We start from the raw sequence: 23,499 nt of genomic DNA on the forward strand, positions 1-23,499 counted from the left end.
GCCAAAGCTCGCGAGTTTACAGGTCAAGCGCCGGAAATAAATCACCCGCCTCTTCAGATCGACCACTCAGCAGTTCGCATCAGCCGCCCTTGACAACCCATCAAGTCATCGGCATGATTCGCGGCCTATTTTGTTTGCTATTTCCTAAAAAGTCTTTCGAGGAGCTCGACGGTGGCCAACACACCTTCCGCCAAAAAACGTGCAAAACAGGCTGAGAAGCGTCGCAGCCACAACGCCAGCCTGCGTTCCATGGTTCGTACCTACATCAAGAATGTAGTTAAAGCCATCGACACCAAAGACGCTGAAAAAGCCCAAGCTGCTTACGTTCTGGCCGTGCCAGTTATCGACCGTATGGCCGATAAAGGCATCATCCACAAGAACAAGGCCGCTCGTCATAAGAGCCGCCTGAATGGCCACATCAAGGCTCTGAGCGTTCCTGCTGCTGCCTAAGTGGTAACAACTGCCACGCAGCCCTGGTTGCGAAACAGTTAAGAAATGCCCCGTACCGAAAGGTCCGGGGCATTTTTGTTTGCCCACAGATTCATCACAAATCCCTTTGTGGGAGGGGGCTTGCTCCCACAAGGAGATTACGGTGAATTTCAGATAAAAAAACGCCCCGAACCAGTCGGGGCGTTTTTGCTACCTACTGATCAAACCACAATCAATGGTGATGACCGCCTTCACCGTGGACGTGGCCGTGGGCTACTTCTTCCTGGGAAGCGTCGCGAATGGCAACGATCTTCACTTGGAAGTTCAGGCGCTGGCCTGCCAGTGGGTGGTTACCGTCGACGGTCACGTCGTCGCCGTCCAGGTCACGGATGGTGACGATCTGCATTTGGCCGTCCGGCGCGGAAGCGTGGAACTGCATGCCCACTTCCAGCTCGTCAACGCCTTCGAACATGCTGCGGCTCAGGGTGCTGACCAGCTCGGCGGAGTATTCGCCGTAGGCATCTTCAGGTTCTACGGCGACAGTCAGCTCGTCACCGACGCTCTTGCCTTCCAGGGCCTTTTCCAGGCCCGGGATGATGTTACCTGCGCCTTGCAGGTAGACCAGCGGCGCGCCGCCGGCTGAGCTGTCGATGACCTCACCAGCGTCGTTGGTCAGGGTATAGTCGATGGAGACAGCCTTGTTAGCGGCGATCGTCATGGGGCGAGACCTTTTGCATAAGAATGAAGAACGGACAAGTCTAAACAAGGATTTGCCCGAAAGCGAACAGAACCCGGACGGACGGGGCCGATCAACGGCATCCTTCATCACCGGCTTCCATCAGGACGACGACCGGCATTGGGTCGTCGAACTGTCCTGCGGGCACACCCAGCACCTGCGCCACCAGCCGCCCTGGCAGTCGCGCGCCTGGGTATTGGACCCTGCGCAACGCCTTGAAAAAATAGGCCAACCCTTTGTGTGCGGCTGGTGTGCGCAAGCGCAAGAATAACGCTAACCTTGGCGCCTGATCCGCGGTAGGCATTCAAACATAGAGCGCCACCCAAGCCATGCACCTCCAGAGAATCCGCATGCAGACTTTTTTTATCGCGCCCACCGATTTTGGTGTGGGCCTGACGTCCATCAGCCTTGGGCTGGTGCGCACCCTGGAACGGGCCGGCCTTAAGGTCGGCTTTTTCAAGCCGATTGCCCAGCCTCACCCGGGCGATACCGGCCCGGAACGCTCCACTGAACTGGTGGCACGCACCCACGGGCTCAAACCGCCCCAACCTTTGGGCCTTGCCCACGTAGAGCGCATGCTCGGCGACGGCCAACTCGATGAGCTGCTCGAAGAAATCATCACCCTCTACCAGCAGGCCGCCGTGGGCAAGGACGTGCTGATCGTCGAAGGCATGGTGCCGACCCGCAGCGCCAGCTACGCCGCACGGGTCAACCTGCACCTGGCCAAGAGCCTGGATGCCGAAGTAATCCTGGTCTCGGCACCAGAAAACGAGGTGCTCACCGAACTTTCTGGCCGGGTGGAATTGCAGGCGCAATTGTTCGGCGGTCCGAAAGACCCGAAAGTGCTGGGCGTGATCCTCAACAAGGTGCGCACCGACGAAAGCATGGAGGCTTTCTCGGCGCGCCTGAAAGAGCATTCGCCACTGTTGCGCAGCGGTGACTTTCGCCTGCTCGGCTGTATCCCCTACCAGCCCGAGCTCAACGCTCCGCGCACCCGTGACGTGGCCGACCTGATGGGCGCGCAGATCCTCAACGCCGGCGACTACGAAAGCCGGCGCATGACCAAGATCATCATCTGCGCGCGCACCATGCGCAACACCGTGGAGTTGCTCAAGCCCGGCGTGCTGGTGGTAACCCCAGGAGATCGCGACGACATCATCCTCGCCGTCAGCCTGGCCGCGATCAACGGCGTGCCGCTGGCCGGCCTGCTGCTGACCAGCGACACCCTGCCCGACCCGCGCATCATGGACCTGTGCCGCGGCGCCTTCCAGGCCGGATTGCCGGTGCTGTCGGTGAGCACGGGCTCATATGACACCGCCAACCAGCTCAATAGCCTCAACAAGGAAATTCCCATTGATGACCGCGAGCGTGCGGAGATCATCACTGACTTCGTCGCCAGCCATCTCGATGCGCGCTGGCTGCACCAGCGTTGCGGTACGCCACGGGAGATGCGCCTGTCGCCGGCCGTGTTCCGCTACCAGTTGATCCAACGCGCCCAGGCCGCCAACAAGCGCATCGTGTTGCCCGAAGGCAGCGAGCCGCTGACCGTGCAAGCCGCCGCCATCTGTCAGGCCCGAGGCATTGCCCGTTGCGTGCTGCTGGCCAAGCCGGAGGATGTGGAGGCGGTCGCCCGCGCCCAGGGCATCGAACTGCCCGAGGGCCTGGAGATTCTCGACCCGGACCTGATACGCCAACGCTACGTCGAGCCAATGGTCGCGTTGCGCAAGACCAAGAGCCTCAACGCGCCCATGGCCGAGCAACAGCTGGAAGATACCGTGGTGATCGCCACCATGATGCTCGCCCTGGACGAAGTGGACGGCCTGGTCTCCGGGGTTGTTCACTCCACCGCCAATACCATTCGCCCTGCCCTGCAGCTGATCAAGACCGCGCCAGGATGCACCCTGGTATCGTCGGTGTTCTTCATGCTGTTCCCCGAGCAGGTGCTGGTGTACGGCGACTGTGTGATGAACCCACACCCAAGCGCCGCGGAACTGGCGGAAATCGCCCTGCAAAGCGCCGATTCCGCCGCCGCGTTCGGCATCACGCCACGGGTGGCAATGATCAGCTATTCCAGTGGTGATTCGGCCAGTGGCGAAGAAGTGGAAAAAGTTCGTGAAGCCACCCTGCTCGCCCACGAGCAGCAAAGTTCGCTGCTGATCGATGGCCCGTTGCAATACGACGCCGCCGCCAACGAAAACGTCGCCCGGCAACTGGCCCCCAACAGCCAGGTTGCGGGCAAGGCCACGGTGTTCGTGTTCCCAGACCTGAACACCGGCAACACCACCTACAAAGCCGTACAACGCAGCGCCGATTGCGTAAGCCTGGGGCCGATGCTCCAGGGCCTGCGCAAACCGGTCAACGACCTGCCGCGTGGCGCCCAGGTAGACGACATCGTGTACACCATCGCCCTGACGGCGATCCAAGCCGCCAACCGACCTATGGATATCTAAATGCTGGATTTTCTACCTGCCGCCGTACGCGGGGTAATCGCTTCGCTGCTGCTGGCGCTGAACACGATCCTGCTGTGCTCGTTCCTGTTTATCGTCGCACTGTTCAAGGCGCTGCCCTTCGCCAAGCGCTTCAGCGAGTGGCTGATGAACCATACCCATGAAGCCTGGGTGACCAACAACAAGGGCTGGATGAACCTGGTACGGCGCACGCGCTGGCACCTGGCTGGCCTCGAGGGCTTGGACTACCAGCACTCCTACCTGGTGACCAGCAACCACCAGAGCTGGGTCGACATCATGGTGCTGCAATACGTGCTCAATCGGCGTATTCGCCCGTTGAAGTTCTTCCTCAAGCAGGAATTGATCTGGGTGCCGGTGATTGGCCTGGCGTGGTGGGCACTGGGCTTTCCCTTTATGAAGCGCTACAGCAAGGCTTACCTGGAGAAGCACCCGGAAAAGAAAGGCAAGGACCTGGCGACCACCCGCAAGACCTGCGCTAAATTTCGCGACAACCCGGTGGGCATTTTCAACTTCGCCGAGGGCACGCGGTTTACGCCGGGCAAGCATGCGCAACAAAACTCCCCATTTCGCTATTTGCTCAAGCCCAAGGCCGGCGGCATTGCGTTTGTGCTGGATGCCATGGGGGAGCAGTTGAAGTCACTGGTGAATGTGACCATTCACTATCCAGCCGGGCGCCCGGGATATTGGGATTTGCTGTGCGGGAATGTGAAGGACGTGGTGGTGCGGTTTGAAGAGGTGCAGATTCCGGCCGAGTTTATCGGCAAGAATTATGAGCAGGACGGGGAGTATCGGTTGGCGTTCCAGGGGTGGATTAACCAACTGTGGGAAGCCAAGGATGCGTTGCTGGATCAGCTTCACACCGAATTCCCAAGCAAGCGATGATCAACCTGTGGGAGGGGGCTTGCCCCCGATGAGGGAGTATCAGTTGATGCAGCCGTAGCTGACCCACCGCTATCGGGGGCAAGCCCCCTCCCACATTTGACCGCGCTCGATCTTGAAGATGTAAAAAAGCCCGCCACCGAGTCATCGGTGGCGGGCTTTTTTGTAGCGTCAAACCTTAGATCGCGCCGCGCTGGCGCAACAACTCCAGCACTTGCTTGACACTGTCTTCCAGCGACAAGGCCTGGGTATCGAGCACCAGGTCGGCGTTCAACGGCACGTCGTACGGGAAAGACTCACCCGGGATGTTATCCCCACCCGCCGCGTACAAACCTTGCGGATCACGCTCGGCGCACACCAGCGGCGAGGCCTGCACATAGACCGTCAGCAGACGGTCAGCGCCGATCAGCGCCTTCGCCTGCTCACGGCCTTCGGCATCCGGCGCGACGAATGCGGCCAGGGTCAGCAAGCCAGCCTCGTTGAACTGGCGTGCTACGTGAGCTGCACGGCGCCAGTTCTCGGTACGCCCGGCACGGTCCTGAGGCAAGCCCTTGTTCAGGTCGTGACGCAGGTTCTGGCCGTCCAGTACAAACACCGCACGCCCCATATCGAACAGCTTGCGCTCAACCGCGTAGGCCAAGGTGCTTTTGCCAGCGCCGGACAGCCCGCTGAACAACACCGTGGCCGGCTGCTGGCCGAAACGCAGGGCGCGCTCTTCGGTGGCGACATGCGCGAGACTGCCGTGCTGCGCAGAACCGCCATGATTGACCGGCGGCGCGATGATCATACCCGCAGCCACGGTGCCGTTGGTCAAACGGTCGATGACGATAAAGGCGCCGGTGGTGCGATTGCTGTCATAGCCATCCAACGCGATGGCGGCGTCGAGGCTGACCTTGACCCGGCCGATTTCGTTGAGCTGCAGCGAACTCGCCGGGCCTTCGGCCAGGGTGTTCACATCCACGCGGTGCACGATGCTGGTGATGGAGCCCGGCACGTAGCTGGTGGCGCGCTTGATATCGTATTTCTTGCCCGGCAGCATCGGCTCTTCGGCCATCCACACCAGCATGGCGTCGAAAGCGTCGGTCACTTGCGGCACGTTATCGGCATGCACCAGCAGATCGCCACGGGAGATGTCGATCTCGTCTTCCATGGTCAAGGTCACGGCCTGGCCTGGGCCGGCGTTTTCCAGCTCACCTTCGAAGGTAACGATGGATTTGACCCGGCTGCTCTTGCCCGACGGCAGCACCACCACTTCGTCGCCCTTGTGCACGATGCCGCTGGCCAGGGTGCCGGCGAAACCACGGAAATTCAGGTTCGGGCGGTTGACGTACTGCACCGGGAAACGCAGGTCGGTGTAGTTGCGGTCATTGGCGATCTCGACGGTCTCGAGGATCTCCATCAGCGACTGGCCGGTGTACCAGGGCGAACGCTCGCTCTTGTTCACCACGTTGTCGCCCTTGAGCGCCGACATCGGTACAAAGGCCAAGGTGCTCGGCTTGAACGCAATACCTTCGGCGAACTTCAGGTAATCGGCCTTGATCGACTCGAAGACGCTTTGATCAAAGCCATTGATGTCCATCTTGTTGACGGCCACCACGATGTGTTTGATCCCCAGCAACGAGGCGATGAAGCTGTGGCGACGGGTCTGGGTCTGCACGCCGTAACGGGCGTCGATCAGGATGATCGCCAGGTCGCAGGTAGACGCGCCAGTGGCCATGTTGCGAGTGTACTGCTCATGGCCGGGGGTGTCGGCGATGATGAATTTGCGCTTGGCGGTGGAGAAATAGCGGTAGGCGACATCGATGGTGATGCCCTGCTCACGCTCGGCCTGCAGGCCGTCGACCAGCAAGGCCAGGTCGATATCGTCGCCCGTGGTGCCGGATTTCTTCGAATCGCGGGTGATGGCTTCCAGGTGATCTTCGTAGATCATCTTGGAGTCGTGCAGCAGGCGCCCGATCAGGGTGCTCTTGCCGTCATCGACGTTACCGCAGGTCAGGAAGCGCAACATTTCCTTGCGCTCGTGCTGGGCCAGGTAGGCGAGGATGTCCTCGCTGATCAAATCAGATACGTGCGACATGACAACCCCTTAGAAATAACCCTGACGTTTTTTGTCTTCCATGGAGCCGGCACCATCGTGATCGATGACCCGGCCCTGGCGCTCGGAAGTTCGCGTCAGGAGCATTTCCTGAATGATGTCCGTCAGCGTCTCGGCTTCGGACTCCACCGCACCCGTCAACGGGTAGCAGCCAAGGGTGCGGAAACGTACTTTCTTTTTGACGATGCGGGCTTTGTCTTCGTCGGACAGGTGCTCGAGGATGCGGTCGTCGTCGATCATGATCAACGTGCCGTTCTTTTCGATCACGTCGCGCTCGGCGGCGAAGTACAGCGGCACAATCGGGATGCCTTCCAGGTAGATGTACTGCCAGATGTCCAGCTCGGTCCAGTTGGACAGCGGGAACACGCGGATCGACTCGCCTTTGTTGACGTTGCCGTTGTAGACGTTCCACAGCTCCGGGCGCTGGTTCTTCGGGTCCCAGCGGTGCTTGCTGTCGCGGAACGAGTACACGCGCTCCTTGGCACGGGATTTCTCTTCATCGCGACGGGCACCGCCGAACGCTGCGTCGAAACCATGCTTGTCCAGGGCCTGCTTGAGGCCCTCGGTCTTCATGATATCGGTGTGCTTGGCGCTGCCGTGGGTGAATGGGTTGATGCCCTGCGCCACGCCATCGGGGTTGACGTGGGTGATCAGGTCCAGGCCCAGCTCTTCAACCATGCGGTCGCGGAACTTGTACATCTCCTGGAATTTCCAGCGGGTGTCGACGTGCATCACCGGGAACGGCAGCTTGCCTGGAAAGAAGGCCTTGCGTGCCAGGTGCAGCATCACGGCGGAGTCTTTACCGATCGAGTAGAGCATCACCGGGTTGTCGAACTCGGCGGCGACCTCGCGGATGATGTGGATGCTTTCCGCCTCCAGCTGTTTCAGATGCGTCAGTTTGTCGACCATGGTTACTCACGGAAAAAACGATCTTATGGACGGCCAGCGGGCCGTGTTCGAGCGAGGCATGCTAGCACAGCACCTGCTTCTATTCAGGGCGCCAACTAGATCGAAACGGTATATGAATATGCCGCCGAGTTTGGCCTGAAATGGGGGGCTAGTATGGGAGGGAACAAGCCCCCTCCCACATTCAGATCGGGTTCGGGCAATCGATGAACAAGTGCTCCAGGGCAAAGCGTCGCGCCAGGTAGTCGCCCAACGCCTGGACGCCGTAGCGCTCGGTGGCGTGATGGCCGGCGGCGATGAAGCTGATGTCGTTTTCCCGTGCGCTGTGGAAGGTCTGTTCGGACGCCTCACCGCTCAGGTACAGGTCGACACCCGCGGCAATTGCCTGGTCGATATAGCCCTGACCACCCCCGGTGCACCAACCGACGCGACGGATCATCTGGCTGCCTTCGATCAGCAGTGGCTCGCGGCCCATCACGTCCTGCACGCGGCGAGCGAAGTCCCGGGCCGATAGAGGCTCAGCCAGGGAGCCAACCAGGCCGACGATCTTGGGGTTACTCGGGTCCAGCGGGCCTTCGACAGTGATGTCCAAGTGACGCGCCAGTTGCACGTTGTTGCCGACATCGGCGTGCAGGTCCAAAGGCAAGTGGTAGGCCAACAGGCTGATGTCATGCTTGAGCAGGGTCTTCAGGCGGCGCTGCTTCATGCCGGTGATGCACGGGTTCTCGCCCTTCCAGAAATAGCCATGGTGCACCAGCACCAGATCGGCCTTGGCTTCGACAGCGGCGTCCAGCAGCGCCTGGCTGGCGGTCACACCGCTGACGATGCGCATCACCTGCGGGCGCCCCTCGACCTGCAGGCCATTGGGGCAATAATCAGCAATTTTTGCACTGCCGAGGTAGCGGTCCGCTTCCTCGACGAGGGTAGTAAGGGGGACGGCCATAAAAGACTCCTAAATATCCGGTTCGCAGGCCTCGCAGCCTCGTATAATGCGCGACATTATGGGCGCTCTCCCGCCCCCTGCAACCTGTCAGGACTTACTTGATGCTCAAGGCACTGCGTTTTTTTGGATGGCCATTGTTGGCTGGCGTGCTGATCGCGATGCTGATTATTCAGCGTTATCCCCAGTGGGTGGGCCTGCCTACCCTGGATGTGAACCTGCAACAGGCGCCGCAGACCAGCACGGTGGTCCAAGGCCCGGTGACCTATGCCGATGCGGTCACCATTGCAGCACCTGCGGTGGTCAACCTGTACACCACCAAGGTCATCAACAAACCCGCTCATCCATTGTTCGAAGACCCGCAGTTCCGCCGCTACTTCGGTGACAACGGTCCCAAGCAACGCCGCATGGAGTCCAGCCTGGGTTCCGGGGTGATCATGAGCCCCGAAGGCTACATCCTCACCAATAACCATGTGACCAGCGGCGCCGACCAGATCGTGGTGGCCCTGCGTGACGGTCGCGAGACCTTGGCCCGCGTGGTAGGCAGCGACCCGGAAACCGACCTTGCGGTACTGAAGATCGATTTGAAGAACTTGCCGTCCATCACCCTCGGCCGTTCCGACGGTTTGCGCGTGGGTGATGTGGCGCTGGCCATTGGCAACCCGTTCGGCGTAGGCCAGACGGTCACCATGGGCATCATCAGCGCCACTGGGCGTAACCAGTTGGGCCTTAACAGCTACGAAGACTTCATCCAGACCGACGCGGCCATCAACCCAGGCAATTCCGGCGGCGCGCTGGTGGATGCCAATGGCAACCTGACGGGCATCAATACCGCGATTTTTTCCAAGTCCGGCGGCTCACAGGGCATCGGTTTCGCGATCCCGGTGAAGCTGGCGATGGAAGTGATGAAGTCGATCATCGAACACGGCCAGGTGATTCGTGGCTGGCTGGGCATTGAAGTGCAGCCACTGACCAAGGAACTGGCCGAGTCGTTCGGCTTGACCGGGCGCCCGGGCATCGTGGTTGCCGGGATCTTCCGCGACGGCCCGGCGCAGAAAGCCGGCCTGCAACTGGGCGACGTGATCCTCAGTATCGACGGAGCCCCGGCCGGTGATGGCCGCAAGTCGATGAACCAGGTGGCGCGGATCAAGCCGACCGACAAGGTGGCGATCCAGGTCATGCGCAACGGCAAGGAAATCAAGCTGTCGGCGGAAATCGGCCTGCGCCCACCGCCGGCAACGGCGCCGGTGAAAGAAGAACAATAGCCCACGCATACCAGGCGCCCATTCGCGGGCGCTTGCAGGGTACGTTTCACAGTATTCATTCTCATTAGGCATGTTATATTGTTTCAATATCGCCATTGGAACGCTCTATCATGCCGCCTCGCAAGTTTGTGCCCTCGGCCGGCCTGGCCCTGGGTTTGCTGCTCGACCCTGCCTACGCCGAAGAAAACACCCTGGAACTGGACACCATCAGCGTGACCTCCGAGGCCTATGAATCCGCCACCGGACCAGTCACGGGCTACCGTGCCACACGCTCGGCCAGTGCCACCAAGACCGACACCGCCGTGCGCGATATCCCACAGTCGATCAGCGTGATTCCGGCCACAGTGCTCAAGGACCTGGGCAGCACCAGTGTGGAACGCGCCCTGGAATTTGCCGGCGGCGTGTCCAAGCAGAACAACTTCGGCGGCCTGACCCTCTACGAATACAGTGTGCGCGGCTTCACCACGTCCGAGTTCTACCAGGATGGTTTCAGCGCCAACCGCGGTTACCCGAGCACACCCGATACTGCCAATATCGAACGCATTGAAGTGCTTAAGGGCCCCGCCGCCAGCCTGTATGGGCGTGGCGACCCTGGCGGCACGGTGAATATCGTCACCAAGAAACCCCAGCCCGACGCCTTCACCACCCTGCAGACCAGCGCTGCCAGTTGGGACCGCTACCGCACCGCTTTGGACGTGAATACACCGCTGGACGGCGAAGGGCGCGTATTGTCCCGGGTCAACCTGGCGGTGGAAGACAACCACAGCTTTCGCGATCACGTCGACAGCAAACGGGTGTTCGTCGCGCCTTCATTCAGTTGGCAACTCGACCCCGACACCCATCTGCTCGTAGAAAGCGAATTCGTGCGCCACAGCTCCACCTTCGACCGCGGCATCGTCGCCAATACCGGCATGTCCCACTCAACCTTCCTCGGCGAGCCCAACGACGGCAACATTGATAACCACAACAATCGCATCCAGGCCGCGTTGGAACACCACCTCAACGATGCCTGGAAGCTGCGCCTGGCCAGCCACTACAAGCAAGGCAGTCTGTGGGGCGACGCGTCGGAAAGCCGTGCGCTTTACGCGGATGGCCGCACCGTCAACCGCCGCTACCGTGAACGCTCCACGGGCTGGCACGACAGCATCACCCAGTTGGAACTACGCGGCCTGTTCGATATTGGCAGTTGGCAGCATGAACTGCTGATCGGCACCGAATACGAGGACTACCGCAAGAAAGAGCGCGTGACAGCGATCGATGGCGACTACCCTATCGATATCTATAAACCGGTCTATGGCCAGCCCAAACCCAATGGCAAACGCTCTGGTACCGACTTCTTCGAACAGACCAAAAGCCACGCGCTGAATCTACAAGACCAGATCATCTTCACCGACCGCCTGCGCGGCATGATCGGCGCGCGCTTCGAACATTTCGAACAAAGCACCGACGACTTTGCCCGCAACCACGTCAAAAGTCGCCAGACCCACGACGCCTTTACCCAGCGCGCCGGCCTGCTCTACCAACTCACGCCACAAGTGGGGGTATTTGCCAACGCGTCCACCTCGTTCAAGCCAAACAGCGGCCTGGATGCCGGTGGCAAATCCTTCAAGCCAGAAGAAGGCGTGGGCTATGAGGTGGGGATCAAGAGCGAACTGTTTGACGAGCGACTCAGCGCCACCCTGGCCGCCTTCCATATCGAAAAGGAAAACGTTTTGGCCCTGGACCCGGCGACCGACACCAACCGCGCCATGGGCAAGGCTCGCAGCCAGGGCCTTGACCTGCAAGTGACCGGGCAAGTGACCGACGCCATACGTGTGATCGGCGCCTTCGCGTATATCGACGCCGAAGTGACCAAGGGCGACAAAGAAATCCCCACCGGCAGCCGCATTCTCGGCGTAGCCAAGCGCAGTGGCAGTCTGTTGGGGGTGTATGAATTCCAGGATGGCGCGTTGCGTGGCTCGGATCTGGGTGCAGCGTTCACTTATGTCGGTGATCGCTCCGGTGAAGCGGGTACAGGTTTCGAGCTGCCGGCCTATCACACCGTGGATTTGCTGGCCCACTACAAGGCTACGAAGAATGTCACCGTGGGGTTGAACCTTAACAATCTGTTCGATGAGAAGTACTACGAGCGGTCCTACAGCCGCTATTGGGCGAACCCCGGTGAACCGCGCAACCTCACCGTCAGCCTGACCCTCAATCTCTGACGAGCATGGGACTAAATGTGGGAGGGGGCTTGCCCCCGATAGCGGTGGATCAGTGACAGAAGTACTGACTGACACACTGCTATCGGGAGCAAGCCCCCTCCCACATTTAAGTCACCGCAAGGCTTGGCTACAAGGCAACGGGAGCTCGTTCGCACAGGGTATTAAGCGCCGCCGCCCACTGCGGGTCATCATTCAGGCACGGCACCAGCACCAACTCCTCGCCCCCCGCCGCGCGAAACTGCTCGCGACCGCGATCGCCAATTTCTTCCAGCGTCTCGATGCAGTCGGCGACAAACGCCGGGCACATCACCAGCAACTTTTTCACGCCTTGCTGGGCCAGCGCTTCCAGGCGTGCCTCGGTGTAGGGCTCGATCCACTTCGCCCGACCCAGACGCGATTGAAACGCGACCGACCATTTGCCATCGGGCAAGCCGGCACGCTCGGCAAAATCTCGGGCAACGCTGAAGCATTGCGCGCGATAGCACGTGGCGAGCACTTCAGGTGATGCATTCCTGCAGCAGTCGGCATCCTTGAAGCAATGCCCGCCGGTAGGGTCGAGCTTTTTCAGATGCCGTTCGGGCAAGCCATGGAAACTCAGCAACAAATGATCGTAATCCTGCGTCAGGTGAGCCTGGGTGCTGGTCACCAGGGCATCCAGATATTCGGGCTGATCATAGAAAGGTTGCAGGATCGAAAACTGGATATTCAGCTTCTTGTCGCGCACCACACGCTTGGCCTCCTCCACCACCGTGGTCACGGTGCTGTCGGCAAACTGCGGATACAACGGCGCCAGCGTGACGTTCTGGATGCCTTGGGCGGCCAAGCGCGTCAGGGTGGTTTCCAGGGACGGCTCGCCATACCGCATCGCCAGCTCCACCGGGCCATGGGTCCACTGCGCGGTCATCTGCTGTTGCAGGCGACGGCTCAGCACCACCAGCGGCGAACCCTCGTCCCACCAGATCGATGCGTAGGCATGGGCCGACTGCTCGGGACGCTTGATCAGGATCAGCGACACCAGCAAGCGCCTTACCGGCCAAGGCAAGTCGATCACGTAGGGATCCATCAGGAACTGATTGAGGTAGCTGCGCACATCGGCCACCGAAGTGGACTTTGGCGAGCCCAGGTTGACCAGTAACAACGCGTGATCCGTCATGCAACATCCTATCTCTAGAGGCGGCTGGACAAGTCGTCCAGAGCCGCACGCAATTGAGTGAACTGGAAAGTGAAACCCGCCGCCAACAGCCGCTCGGGCAGTGCCTTTTGCCCGCCCAGCAACAGGCCGGACAACTCTCCCAGACCAACCTTCAACACGAAGGCCGGCATCGGCATGAACGCCGGGCGATGCAACACCTGGCCCAGGGTCTTGGCAAACTCGCGGTTACGCACTGGGTGGGGCGCGCAGGCATTATAAGGACCGCTGGCGTCTTCCTTGTGCAGAAGAAAATCAATCAGGGCGATTTGATCCTTGATATGTACCCAGGGCATCCACTGCCGACCTTTGCCGATCGGCCCGCCCAGCGCCAGTTTGAACGGTAGCAACAGGCGCGACAAAAAGCCGCCCTCGGCCGCCAGCACCAGGCCGGTACGCACCAGCACCACACGTATGCCCAGGGCTTCGGCACGCTGGGCGGTTTCTTCCCAGGCAATGCACAGCTGGCTGGGGAAATCATCCAGTACCGGGCCGCTGGCCTCAGTCAATTCGCGCTCGCCGCCGTCGCCATACCAACCCACGGCGGAACCGGAGATCAGTACCGCCGGTTTTTGCTCCAGGCTTTCCATCCACGCCAGCAGGGTTTCGGTGAGACTGATGCGACTGCTCCACAGCAACGCCTTGCGCTTGTGGGTCCAGGGTCGATCGGCGATGGGCGCGCCCGCCAGGTTGACCACTGCGTCCACCGTGCCAATCACCTCCTGCAGATGAGCAACTCCAAGCACCTGCGCACCGCACACCCGGGCAACCGCTTCCGGTTGCCGGCTCCACACCGTCAGGCGATGGCCCTGGGCGAGCCAGTGCTTGCAGAGTTGACGGCCAATCAGGCCGGTACCGCCGGTCAGCAAAATATGCATGGGACTCTCCTCATGTAACGTTCGCCGCCGCTCACTGGTCTATTTTATAAGCAGGGATCATTTTGATAATTGAACGTGACGAGCGTTTAAGCCTTAGCTTAACCATAGGTCACGCCACACAATCAGGCACGCCAAAACTTATACCAAAAAACAATATTGTACAGCTATTGGTGTCGGCGTAGTCTGTACCCAACGGTAAAACGAGGCCTCCCATGACTGTTCCTATCGCGATCATTGGTACCGGCATCGCCGGTCTCTCCGCCGCCCGAGCGTTACGAGACGCGGGGCATGTTGTACAACTCTTCGATAAAAGCCGCGGCAGCGGCGGACGCATGTCCAGCAAACGCAGCGATGCCGGAGCCCTGGACATGGGCGCACAATATTTCACCGCCCGTGACCGGCGCTTCGTCAACGAAGTGCAGCGCTGGCAAAGTAACGGCTGGGCAGAGCAATGGAAGCCCCAGCTGTACAACTTCAAGTCCGGCCAGCTGACGCCCTCGCCCGATGAACAGATCCGCTGGGTCGGCACGCCGCGCATGAGCGCCATTACGCGCGCGCTGCTCGATGACTTGCCGGTGCAGTTCGGTTGCCGCATCACCGAGGTATTCCAAGGTACGCAGCACTGGAACCTGCTCGACGCGGACGGCGGCAACCATGGCCCCTTCAGTCATGTGATCGTTGCCACGCCGGCGCCCCAGGCCACCACGTTGCTGGCCGCCGCGCCCAAACTGGCGAGTGCCGCGGCCGGCGTAAAGATGGACCCGACCTGGGCCATCGCCCTGGCATTCGACAAGCCCCTGGATACGCCAATGGAGGGCTGCTTCGTACAAGACAGCCCCTTGGATTGGCTGGCACGCAATCGCAGCAAACCCGGGCGTGACACCACCCTCGACACCTGGGTGCTGCACGCCACCAGCGCCTGGAGCAAGGCGCACCTGGACCTGCCCAAGGAAGCAGTAATCGAACACCTGCACGGCGCCTTCGCCGAGCTGCTGCACAGCGCCATGCCGGCGCCTTCGTTCAGCCTGGCGCACCGCTGGCTCTATGCCCGGCCGTCCAGCAGCCATGAGTTCGGAGTGCTGGCCGATGCCGACCTGGGATTGTTCGTCTGCGGTGACTGGTGCTTATCCGGCCGTGTGGAGGGCGCCTGGCTCAGCGGCCAGGAAGCGGCGCGGCGCTTGATCGAGCATCTTCAATGAATCGCATCAATCCCGCCAAACTGCTGCTGTCGAAATGGACGGCAGCACAGCCCCGCCACAAGGAAAAGCATTTCCTGGTCACTGAAGTGTTTTGTGACGAAGAAGGCACTGTGCTGGAGATTGAACTGCAAGCCATCCTCACTCGGCGTACTGAACGCTTTTCCTGGCAGACCCTCCAGAACGTCGAAGCCTGGCAAATGGGTTGGAAGTAAACCCTGCAAAGACCTGTACAAATTATTTGACTTGTACAACATCGGACCTATGATGAGAGTTAGTTGTACAAGTTTTCAATCTTGTACAGGATTCTTGCAGAGGTTTGCTTATGTCCAGCAATGCAAAACCGAAGATCGCCATCAGTGCCTGCCTCCTGGGTGAAAACGTGCGCTTCAACGGTGGGCATAAACAATCCCTGCTGTGCACCCAGACCCTCAGCGACTATTTCGATTTTGTGCCGCTGTGCCCGGAAGTCGCCATCGGCCTGGGCATCCCTCGGGAGCCGATCCGCCTGGTGGGCGACCCTGCCGCGCCGCAAGCCGTTGGCACGGTAAACCGTGAGCTCAACGTTACGCAGCCTCTGGATGACTACGGGCAGCGAATGGCCCGGGAACACACCGACCTGTGCGGCTACATCTTCATGCAGAAGTCGCCGTCCTGCGGCCTTGAACGGGTCAAGGTATACCGCGACAACGGCACGCCCGTCGACGGTGGCGGGCGCGGTATCTACGCCCGGGCATTCTGCGCACGCCACCCCAACCTGCCGGTGGAAGAAGACGGCCGCCTGAATGACCCGGTGCTGCGCGAGAACTTCCTGACTCGCGTATTCGTTTACGCCAGTTGGCAGCGATTGCTGGCCGAGGGACTCACCCGTCACGGCCTGCTGACGTTCCACTCGCGCTACAAATACCTGCTGATGGCCCACAGTCCGGCGCATTACAAAAGCCTGGGCCATTTGCTCGGCAGCATGGGCAAGGGCGTCGATCTCCAGGCACTGGCCCACGGCTACTTCAGCGAGCTGATGGCAGGCCTGAAAAAGTGCGCCACACGCGGCACTCACACCAATGTATTGCAACACATCAGCGGCTACCTCAAGCAGGTCATCAGCGACGATGACAAACAGGAAATGCAAACCGTCATCGGCCAATACCGCCACGGCATTGTGCCGCTAGTGGTGCCGCTGACCCTGCTCAAGCATCACTTTCGCCAGCATCCGGACCGCTACATCGCGCAGCAGGCCTACCTGCAACCGCACCCGGAAAACCTCAGCCTGCGTAATGCGATTTAATCCATGAAACCTGCCCTGCTCGACGAACCCGGCGAAGACATTGCCCTGGCTTTGGAAAACGGCTGGTTGCCGATCCGTGAAGTGGCACGCCAGACCGGCGTCAACGCTGTGACCCTGCGCGCCTGGGAACGCCGCTACGGCCTGATCGTGCCCCAGCGCACGCCCAAGGGGCATCGGCTGTTCAGTACCGAACACGTGCAACGCATCCATGCCATCCTCACATGGCTCAATCGCGGCGTGCCAGTCAGCCAGGTCAAGGATTTGATCGATTCGGCCCAACCCAGTGCCGAGCCGATGGAAAACGAGTGGCACAGCCTGCGCCAGCATTTGCTCAGTGCCATCAGCGAACTGGCGGAACGCCGGGTCGACGATGCTTTCAACCAAGCCATGGCGCTCTACCCGCCGCGTACCTTGTGCGAACAATTGATGCTGCCGCTGCTCCGGGAGCTGGAGCAGCGTTGGCAGGGCCAGTTCGGCGCGCAGATGGAGCGGGTGTTTTTCCTGTCCTGGCTGCGCAGCAAGTTCGGCGCGCGGATTTATCACAACAATCGCCAACTGCACGGCGCGCCGCTGCTGCTGATCAACCATTCCGACTTGTTACTGGAACCGCACTTGTGGCTCAGCGCCTGGCTGGCCAGCAGCGCCGATTGCCCGGTGGAAGTGTTTGACTGGCCGCTGCCGGCCGGCGAATTGGCACTGGCGGTCGAGCATCTGCAACCGCGTGCCGTGCTGCTGTACTCAAGCAAGGCCCTCCATTTGTCGGCACTCACAAAACTATTGGCCGGCGTCAGTTGCCCAATATTGATTGCCGGCCCGACGGTGTGTATCCATCACGTCGAGCTGGCCGACTTAACCCGTGACATGCCTGAATTGTTTGTGGCCGAAGACCCATTGGCGGCCCACCAGTTATTGATCCAGCGTGGAATTGTCTAAATGCATTTGATCTGGCTGCGCACCGACCTGCGCCTGCACGACAACACCGCCCTGGCTGCCGCGAGCCAGCGCGGCCCGGTCGTGGCCATTTACCTGGTCACGCCCGAGCAGTGGCTGGCCCATGATGACGCGCCGTGTAAAGTTGACTTCTGGCTGCGCAACCTGCGCCAGTTGAGCGTGGCGCTGGGCGAATTGAACATCCCGCTGTTGATCCGCCACGCGGCGACCTGGAACCAGGCGCCGACTGTGTTGAGCGAAGTGTGCCAGGAACTTTCGGTGGAATCGGTGCACGTCAACGAGGAATACGGCATCCACGAAAGCCAGCGCGATGCTGCGGTGGCCAAGGCCCTGGAAGCGCGCGGGGTGACCTTTCACAGCTACCTGGACCAGTTGTTGTTCCAGCCGGGCAGCGTGCTGACCAAGACCGGCACCTACTTCCAGGTGTTCAGCCAGTTCCGCAAGGTCTGCTACAACCGCCTGCACACTTCCCTGCCCCGCCTGGTCGCAACGCCCAAGGCGCAGGCCAGGCTTGAGTTGAAAAGCGATCCTGTGCCGACAACGGTAGAAGGTTTCGAGCCCTCCAGCGACAGCTTGCGCGCCCTCTGGCCCGCCGGTGAAGACGAAGCTCGCCGCCGTCTCGACGCCTTCGCCAACCAGCAGATCAGCTATTACAAGGACGAGCGCGACTTCCCGGCCAAACCCGGCACCAGCCAACTGTCCGCCTACCTCGCCGCCGGGGTAGTGTCGCCGCGCCAGTGCTTGCACGCCGCGCTGCAAACCAACCAGGGCGAGTTCGAAAGCGGCGACATCGGCGCCATCACCTGGATCAATGAGTTACTGTGGCGCGAGTTCTACAAACATATCCTGGTCGGATACCCACGGGTGTCCAGGCACCGCGCCTTTCGCCCGGAAACCGAAGCACTGGCCTGGCGCGACGCGCCTGCGGACCTGGCCGCCTGGCAACAGGCACGTACCGGACTGCCAATCATCGACGCGGCCATGCGCCAACTGCTGGAAACCGGGTGGATGCACAATCGCCTGCGCATGGTGGTGGCGATGTTCCTGACCAAGAACCTGCTGATCGACTGGCGCGAAGGCGAGCGCTTTTTTATGCGGCACCTGATCGACGGCGACCTGGCGGCCAACAACGGCGGCTGGCAGTGGAGTTCATCGACCGGCACCGACTCGGCCCCCTACTTCCGAATTTTCAGCCCGCTGAGCCAATCGGAAAAATTCGACGGCGATGGCATCTTCATCAAGCGCTGGCTGCCGGAACTCGCCGCGCTGAACAAAAAAGAGGTGCATAACCCGGCAGCGGCCGGCGGCCTGTTCGGCGTGGCGGATTACCCGCGGGCCATCGTTGACCTGAAGCAGTCCCGGGAGCGTGCCTTGGCCGCCTTTCGCAGCCTGCCTTCACGTCAGGAGATGGCCGAACATGAGTGACAATTTCGCTGGTTTGGTCCTGCTATATGAACACGTACCGGCACTTGGACGTACCGTCAGTTGGCTGAAAAGGAGAATGGGATGAACCTTGCTCCCCGACGTTATTGGTTGACCGGCGCCAGCAGTGGCATCGGTGCCGCGCTGGCCGTGGAGTTGCTCAACAGCGGCGCCCACGTGGCACTCAGCTCCCGCACCAAAGGTCCGCTGGAAGCGCTCGCCCATCGCTATCCGGGGCAAGTGCTGGTGGTGGCCGGCGACCTGACCAACAGCCAGACCGTGCGCGAGATTGGTGAACGTATCGGCGAGGTCTGGGGTGCCCTGGACACGGTGATCCTTAATGCCGGCACCTGTGAATATGTCGACGCCCGGCAATTTGACTCCTCGATCATCGAGCACGTAGTGCGCACCAACCTGCTGGCCAGCAGTTATTGCATCGAGGCCGCGCTGCCGCTGTTGCGCGCCGGGCTTACCCCGCACCTGGTGGGCGTGGCCAGCGCCGTGACTTATCTGCCAATGCCCCGCGCCGAAGCCTATGGCGCGTCCAAGGCAGGGCTGCGCTACCTGTTCGAATCCCTGCGCATCAGCCTGTCGCCGGAAAACATCGACGTCACGGTGATCAGCCCTGGCTTTGTGGACACGCCGCTGACCGAGCGCAATGATTTCCCGATGCCCCTGAGTTGGTCCGCCAACAAGGCAGCGCGGCATATCTTTGCAAAACTGGAAAAGCGCCCGCTGGAGATCGCTTTCCCGGCGATGTTCATCGCCACCCTGTGGCCGTTGTCCAAGCTGCCCAACCGGGCGCAACTGATTATCGGCAAGCGCATGCTGCGCAGCCCACCGCCGCACAAGGACGATCTGTGAAGATCGCCATCATCGGCAGCGGTATCGCCGGGCTGACCAGCGCCTATCTGCTCAGCCGCCGCCACGACATTACGTTGTTCGAAGCGGGTGATTGCATCGGCGGGCATACCCATACGGCCAACGTGACGGTCGAGGGAAAAAGCTATGCGGTGGATACAGGCTTCATCGTGTTCAATGACTGGACCTACCCTAATTTCATCCGCCTGCTGGTCCAGATTGGCGTCCAATTCAAACCCACCGAGATGAGTTTTTCGGTGTGCGACCAAAGCACCGGTTTCGAGTACAACGGCAACAACCTTAACAGCCTGTTTGCCCAGCGCCGCAATCTTCTGTCGCCGGGCTTCTGGGGCATGTTGCGCGATATCCTGCGCTTCAACCGCCAGGCCCCCCTGGACCTGCAAGCGCAGCGCATCAGCGCCGAGATGACCCTCGGCGACTACCTTGCAGCCGGCGGTTATGGCCCCAGGTTTATCCGGCACTACATCGTGCCGATGGGCGCGGCGATCTGGTCGATGTCCCTGGCCGACATGCTCAACTTTCCGCTGCAGTTCTTTGTGCGCTTCTTCAAGAACCACGGCTTGCTCTCGGTGAGCAACCGCCCGCAATGGTGCGTGATCGAAGGCGGCTCCAGCTGCTATATCGAACCGCTGACCCGCAGCTTTATCGAACAGATACGACTCAATTGCCCTGTGCATAAGGTGCAACGCACGGACGATGGCGTGGTTATCCACAGTCCCGCCGGCAGCGAAACCTTCGACCGTGTGGTGTTCGCCTGCCACAGCGATCAGGCCCTGGCCTTGCTCGCCGATCCCAGCCAGGCTGAACGGGAGATCCTCGGCGCCCTGCCCTACGCCAACAACGACGTGGTGCTGCACACCGATACGCGCCTGCTGCCCGAGCGCAAATTGGCCTGGGCCAGCTGGAATTACCGGCTGACCGGCAACCAGCAGCCCCAGGCGGCTGTGACCTACGACATGAACATTCTGCAAGGTATCGACAGCGCCACCACCTTTTGCGTCAGCCTCAACCAGACGCAGATGATCAACCCGTTGAAGATCCTTGCGCGCTACACCTATGCCCATCCGCAGTACAGCCTGGCCGCCGTGGCCGCTCAAGCCCGCTGGGAAGAACTGCACGGTGCGCGCAACACCTTCTACTGCGGTGCCTACTGGGCCAACGGTTTCCACGAAGACGGTGTGGTCAGTGCCCTGCGCGTAGCCCAAGCCTTTGGGGAAACCCTGTGAACAGCGCCCTGTACAGCGGCTGGATCGCCCATCGCCGGTTTGCGCCCAAGGCCCACGCCTTTCGCTACCGCATCGGCCTGCTGTACCTGGACCTCAGTGAAGAGAATGAAGTGCTTGGGCTGTCGCCCCTGGCCGGCCGAAGTCGCTTGGCGCCCTTCGGTTTCCGCCAGCAGGACTACCTGCGTGAATTCACCCGCCACGGCATGAGCTTGAGCGATGCCGTGCGCCACGAAGTCGGCAAGGCACTGGGGCGTACACCCCAGGGCGTTATCTGCCTACTGACCCAGGCCCGCAGTTGGGGCCTGGCTTTTAATCCTGTGAGTTTCTTCTACTGCTTCGAGGCCGACGGACGATTGGCCGCGATCCTGTGTGAAGTGACCAACACCCCCTGGCGCGAGCGCTATCACTACGTGCTGCCGGCCCAGGCGCTCGCCGCCGATGAGCACCAGCATTTCGCCGTGGCCAAGGCTTTTCATGTGTCGCCCTTTTTGCCTCGCGACCTTGAATACCGCATGAGTTTCAGCCCGCCCGCCGCCAGGCTCGGCGTGCACATGGCCGACTGGCAGGGCACGCAAAAACTCTTCGACGCCACCCTGAGCCTGGAACGCCAACCTCTGAGCCGCGCGAGCCTGCATGGTTATTTATGGCGTTTTCACTGGATGACTGCCAAGACTTGCCTGGCGATCTACTGGCAAGCCTTACGCCTACTGCTCAAGCGCACACCGATTTTCCCCCACCGGGCCGCCGATGGCGTCTCTCGCACCGCAGTTGGGTACACCAAGGATCGCCACCATGAAATCCCCTAGCTTATCGGTCAAGGCCAACCGCCTGAACGTCAACGGTGTGACCGCCGCCTTGTTGCGCAAGGGCGTGCTGCGCCAGTTCAGCCAATTGCGCCATGGTCAGTTGGTGATCATCGAAGATGGCGAGCGACAAGTCTTCGGCGCCCGGGAAGCACGCCTGCTGGGGGAGATCCAGATTCTCGACTCGGCGGCCTGGGGCCTGGTGGCGGCCAATGGTTCAATCGGTGCCGGCGAAGCGTTTATCCACGGTTACTGGACCAGCCCGGACCTTACCGCCGTGGTCCGGGTGATGGTCAGCAACCTGGATGTACTCGACGCCATGGAGGGTGGCCTGGCACGCTTGGCCCGGCCAATCACCCAGGGCCTGCACTGGCTCAACCGCAACACGCGCAAGGGCGCGCAGAAAAACATTGCCGCCCATTACGACCTGGGCAACGACCTGTTCGAAGAGTTCCTAGACCCCACCATGATGTACTCGGCGGCGCAGTTCCTGACGCCCGATGACACCCTGGAACAGGCGCAACTGAACAAGTTGGCGCGTATCTGCCAGAAGCTGGCGCTCAAGCCCAGTGACCATCTGCTGGAAATCGGCACCGGCTGGGGCAGCATGGCGCTGTATGCGGCGCAGCACTACGGTTGCAAGGTCACCACCACGACCTTGTCCAAGGAGCAGTTCGCCTACACCGCGCAACGCATCCAGGCACTGGGCCTGCAAGATCAGGTGACCTTGCTGCTAAGCGACTACCGTGACCTCACCGGCACGTACGACAAGCTGGTATCGATCGAAATGATCGAAGCAGTGGGCCATCGCTTCCTGCCCACCTATTTCAAGCAATGTGCCCATTTGCTCAAGCCCGACGGCCTGATGCTGCTGCAAGCCATCACCATCCGCGAACAACGCTTCGAGCAGGCCAAGCGCAGCGTCGATTTTATCCAGCGCTACATCTTCCCCGGCGGCGCCCTGCCCTGTGTACAGAACATGCTGCAGATCGTCAGCCGCGACACCGACATGAACCTGTTGCACATGGAAGACTTCGGCCTGCACTACGCACGCACCCTGCGCCTGTGGCATGAGAACTTTCGTCGCGCCCATGGCCGCCTCACCGAATTGGGCTACGACGAGTACTTCCTGCGTTTGTGGGAGTTTTACCTGTGCTACTGCGAGGGCGGCTTCATGGAACGCACCATTGGTACGGCGCAATTGCTGCTGGCCAAACCGGCGGCGATCAACCCACCGTTGCTCGGGCGCTTCAGTGCTTAAACCCTTGGCCAACGCTGTGCTGTTCCAGTGCGGCTGGTTTGCCTGCGTGCTTGGCGGCGATAGTCTGTGGCTGCTGGTGGGCGTGGCGGTACTGGGAATCCATTGGCTGTGGATAAGTTCGCCGGCGGATGACGGCGTGCTTATCGTGACAGTGACACTCGCAGGCACGCTGCTGGACACGCTATTACGCACCCTGGGAGTTTTCCACTTCAGCGAGCCCGGGCCGATGATTCCATTCTGGTTGATGTTGTTATGGGCATTGCTGGCCACGACCTTGCGCCATTGCCTGGCCTGGAGCGCACGGCCCTGGTGGCTTGCCAGCCTGCTGGGCGCGGTGGGCGGGCCTCTGTCTTATTACGCAGGCAGCCAGTTGGCGGGGGTGAGTTTTGGCTACGCAACCCCAGCCACATTGATCGGCCTGGCGTTGTTATGGGCCATGCTGTTTCCCTTGCTGCATAGGGTCGCACGGGGATTGGAGAATTGA

Annotated in this window: 22 protein-coding genes; 16 read left to right on the forward strand and 6 right to left on the reverse strand. The window is 60.9% G+C overall.

Annotation, left to right across the window (positions count from 1 at the left end; all coding sequences use genetic code 11):
* The first annotated feature begins 171 nt into the window (after positions 1 to 171).
* A complete protein-coding gene (gene rpsT / locus NMB39_RS24875) occupies positions 172 to 450 on the forward strand; it encodes a 30S ribosomal protein S20 (protein WP_003188401.1) in 279 nt (92 codons plus the stop codon).
* Positions 451 to 661: 211 nt separating this feature from the next.
* On the opposite strand, the gene NMB39_RS24880 is transcribed toward rpsT, so the two are convergent.
* On the reverse strand, positions 662 to 1,147 hold the full coding sequence (locus NMB39_RS24880; RefSeq protein ID WP_027606858.1) for an FKBP-type peptidyl-prolyl cis-trans isomerase: 486 nt from the start codon (positions 1,145 to 1,147) through the stop codon (positions 662 to 664).
* On the opposite strand from NMB39_RS24880, the gene NMB39_RS24885 reads away from it, so the two are divergent.
* The 3 genes from NMB39_RS24885 to yihG all read left to right on the forward strand — a co-directional run bounded on the left by NMB39_RS24885 (position 1,146) and on the right by yihG (position 4,515).
* Positions 1,146 to 1,436, forward strand: a complete 291-nt coding sequence (locus NMB39_RS24885; protein ID WP_057024889.1) for a DUF3565 domain-containing protein — start codon at positions 1,146 to 1,148, stop codon at positions 1,434 to 1,436. The two genes, NMB39_RS24880 and NMB39_RS24885, sit on opposite strands and share 2 nt — an antisense overlap.
* Before the next feature lie 79 nt (positions 1,437 to 1,515).
* Complete coding sequence (gene pta / locus NMB39_RS24890; protein WP_057024888.1) at positions 1,516 to 3,615, forward strand: phosphate acetyltransferase; 2,100 nt, start codon at positions 1,516 to 1,518, stop codon at positions 3,613 to 3,615.
* Positions 3,616 to 4,515 carry a 1-acylglycerol-3-phosphate O-acyltransferase, YihG family gene (gene yihG, locus NMB39_RS24895; protein ID WP_057024887.1) on the forward strand — a complete coding sequence of 300 codons (900 nt, stop codon included), beginning with the start codon at positions 3,616 to 3,618 and terminating at the stop codon, positions 4,513 to 4,515.
* A 175-nt stretch (positions 4,516 to 4,690) separates the two neighbouring features.
* On the opposite strand, the gene cysN is transcribed toward yihG, so the two are convergent.
* From cysN to NMB39_RS24910, 3 genes are all read right to left on the reverse strand, one after another.
* Complete coding sequence (cysN, locus tag NMB39_RS24900) at positions 4,691 to 6,589, reverse strand: sulfate adenylyltransferase subunit CysN (RefSeq protein WP_057024886.1); 1,899 nt, start codon at positions 6,587 to 6,589, stop codon at positions 4,691 to 4,693.
* Positions 6,590 to 6,598: 9 nt separating this feature from the next.
* A complete protein-coding gene (cysD, locus tag NMB39_RS24905; RefSeq protein ID WP_043049276.1) occupies positions 6,599 to 7,516 on the reverse strand; it encodes a sulfate adenylyltransferase subunit CysD in 918 nt (305 codons plus the stop codon).
* Between the two features lie 181 nt (positions 7,517 to 7,697).
* Positions 7,698 to 8,456, reverse strand: coding sequence for a Nif3-like dinuclear metal center hexameric protein (locus NMB39_RS24910; protein WP_124399299.1), 759 nt, complete (start codon positions 8,454 to 8,456; stop codon positions 7,698 to 7,700).
* A 101-nt stretch (positions 8,457 to 8,557) separates the two neighbouring features.
* On the opposite strand from NMB39_RS24910, the gene algW reads away from it, so the two are divergent.
* Both algW and NMB39_RS24920 read left to right on the forward strand, forming a co-directional pair.
* Positions 8,558 to 9,718 carry a Do family serine endopeptidase AlgW gene (gene algW / locus NMB39_RS24915; protein WP_043049273.1) on the forward strand — a complete coding sequence of 387 codons (1,161 nt, stop codon included), beginning with the start codon at positions 8,558 to 8,560 and terminating at the stop codon, positions 9,716 to 9,718.
* A 110-nt stretch (positions 9,719 to 9,828) separates the two neighbouring features.
* Positions 9,829 to 11,922: a TonB-dependent siderophore receptor gene (locus tag NMB39_RS24920; RefSeq protein WP_494339939.1), complete on the forward strand. Its 2,094-nt coding sequence runs from the start codon at positions 9,829 to 9,831 to the stop codon at positions 11,920 to 11,922.
* 127 nt (positions 11,923 to 12,049) lie between these two features.
* On the opposite strand, the gene hemH is transcribed toward NMB39_RS24920, so the two are convergent.
* Positions 12,050 to 13,075 carry a ferrochelatase gene (hemH, locus tag NMB39_RS24925; protein WP_306957052.1) on the reverse strand — a complete coding sequence of 342 codons (1,026 nt, stop codon included), beginning with the start codon at positions 13,073 to 13,075 and terminating at the stop codon, positions 12,050 to 12,052.
* A 14-nt stretch (positions 13,076 to 13,089) separates the two neighbouring features.
* The gene (locus tag NMB39_RS24930; RefSeq protein WP_494339938.1) at positions 13,090 to 13,989 is read right to left on the reverse strand and encodes a TIGR01777 family oxidoreductase; all 900 of its coding nucleotides are present in this window, start codon (positions 13,987 to 13,989) and stop codon (positions 13,090 to 13,092) included.
* A gap of 212 nt (positions 13,990 to 14,201) precedes the next feature.
* On the opposite strand from NMB39_RS24930, the gene NMB39_RS24935 reads away from it, so the two are divergent.
* The 10 genes from NMB39_RS24935 (at position 14,202) to NMB39_RS24980 (ending at position 23,499) form a co-directional block, all read left to right on the forward strand.
* Positions 14,202 to 15,188, forward strand: coding sequence for an NAD(P)/FAD-dependent oxidoreductase (locus NMB39_RS24935; RefSeq protein WP_057024880.1), 987 nt, complete (start codon positions 14,202 to 14,204; stop codon positions 15,186 to 15,188).
* Positions 15,185 to 15,400 (forward strand): TIGR02450 family Trp-rich protein, encoded by a 216-nt coding sequence (locus NMB39_RS24940; RefSeq protein WP_057024879.1) that lies wholly within the window; start codon positions 15,185 to 15,187, stop codon positions 15,398 to 15,400. Before NMB39_RS24935 ends, NMB39_RS24940 begins: the two co-directional genes overlap by 4 nt.
* A gap of 110 nt (positions 15,401 to 15,510) precedes the next feature.
* Positions 15,511 to 16,470, forward strand: coding sequence for a YbgA family protein (locus NMB39_RS24945; protein WP_057024878.1), 960 nt, complete (start codon positions 15,511 to 15,513; stop codon positions 16,468 to 16,470).
* 3 nt (positions 16,471 to 16,473) lie between these two features.
* On the forward strand, positions 16,474 to 17,403 hold the full coding sequence (locus tag NMB39_RS24950; RefSeq protein ID WP_494339937.1) for a MerR family transcriptional regulator: 930 nt from the start codon (positions 16,474 to 16,476) through the stop codon (positions 17,401 to 17,403).
* Positions 17,404 to 18,846 (forward strand): deoxyribodipyrimidine photo-lyase, encoded by a 1,443-nt coding sequence (gene phrB, locus NMB39_RS24955; protein WP_057024876.1) that lies wholly within the window; start codon positions 17,404 to 17,406, stop codon positions 18,844 to 18,846.
* An 81-nt stretch (positions 18,847 to 18,927) separates the two neighbouring features.
* Positions 18,928 to 19,707 carry an SDR family NAD(P)-dependent oxidoreductase gene (locus tag NMB39_RS24960; RefSeq protein WP_306957046.1) on the forward strand — a complete coding sequence of 260 codons (780 nt, stop codon included), beginning with the start codon at positions 18,928 to 18,930 and terminating at the stop codon, positions 19,705 to 19,707.
* Positions 19,704 to 20,951, forward strand: a complete 1,248-nt coding sequence (locus tag NMB39_RS24965) for an NAD(P)/FAD-dependent oxidoreductase (protein WP_306957044.1) — start codon at positions 19,704 to 19,706, stop codon at positions 20,949 to 20,951. Before NMB39_RS24960 ends, NMB39_RS24965 begins: the two co-directional genes overlap by 4 nt.
* Positions 20,948 to 21,757 (forward strand): DUF1365 domain-containing protein, encoded by an 810-nt coding sequence (locus NMB39_RS24970; RefSeq protein ID WP_306957042.1) that lies wholly within the window; start codon positions 20,948 to 20,950, stop codon positions 21,755 to 21,757. The genes NMB39_RS24965 and NMB39_RS24970 overlap by 4 nt, the downstream gene beginning before the upstream one ends.
* Positions 21,744 to 23,015: a class I SAM-dependent methyltransferase gene (locus NMB39_RS24975; RefSeq protein WP_494339936.1), complete on the forward strand. Its 1,272-nt coding sequence runs from the start codon at positions 21,744 to 21,746 to the stop codon at positions 23,013 to 23,015. The genes NMB39_RS24970 and NMB39_RS24975 overlap by 14 nt, the downstream gene beginning before the upstream one ends.
* Entirely contained in the window at positions 23,008 to 23,499 is a 492-nt protein-coding gene (locus NMB39_RS24980) for a DUF2878 domain-containing protein (RefSeq protein ID WP_046070826.1), read from the forward strand. Before NMB39_RS24975 ends, NMB39_RS24980 begins: the two co-directional genes overlap by 8 nt.

The organism is Pseudomonas sp. FBCC-B545 (assembly GCF_059134095.1).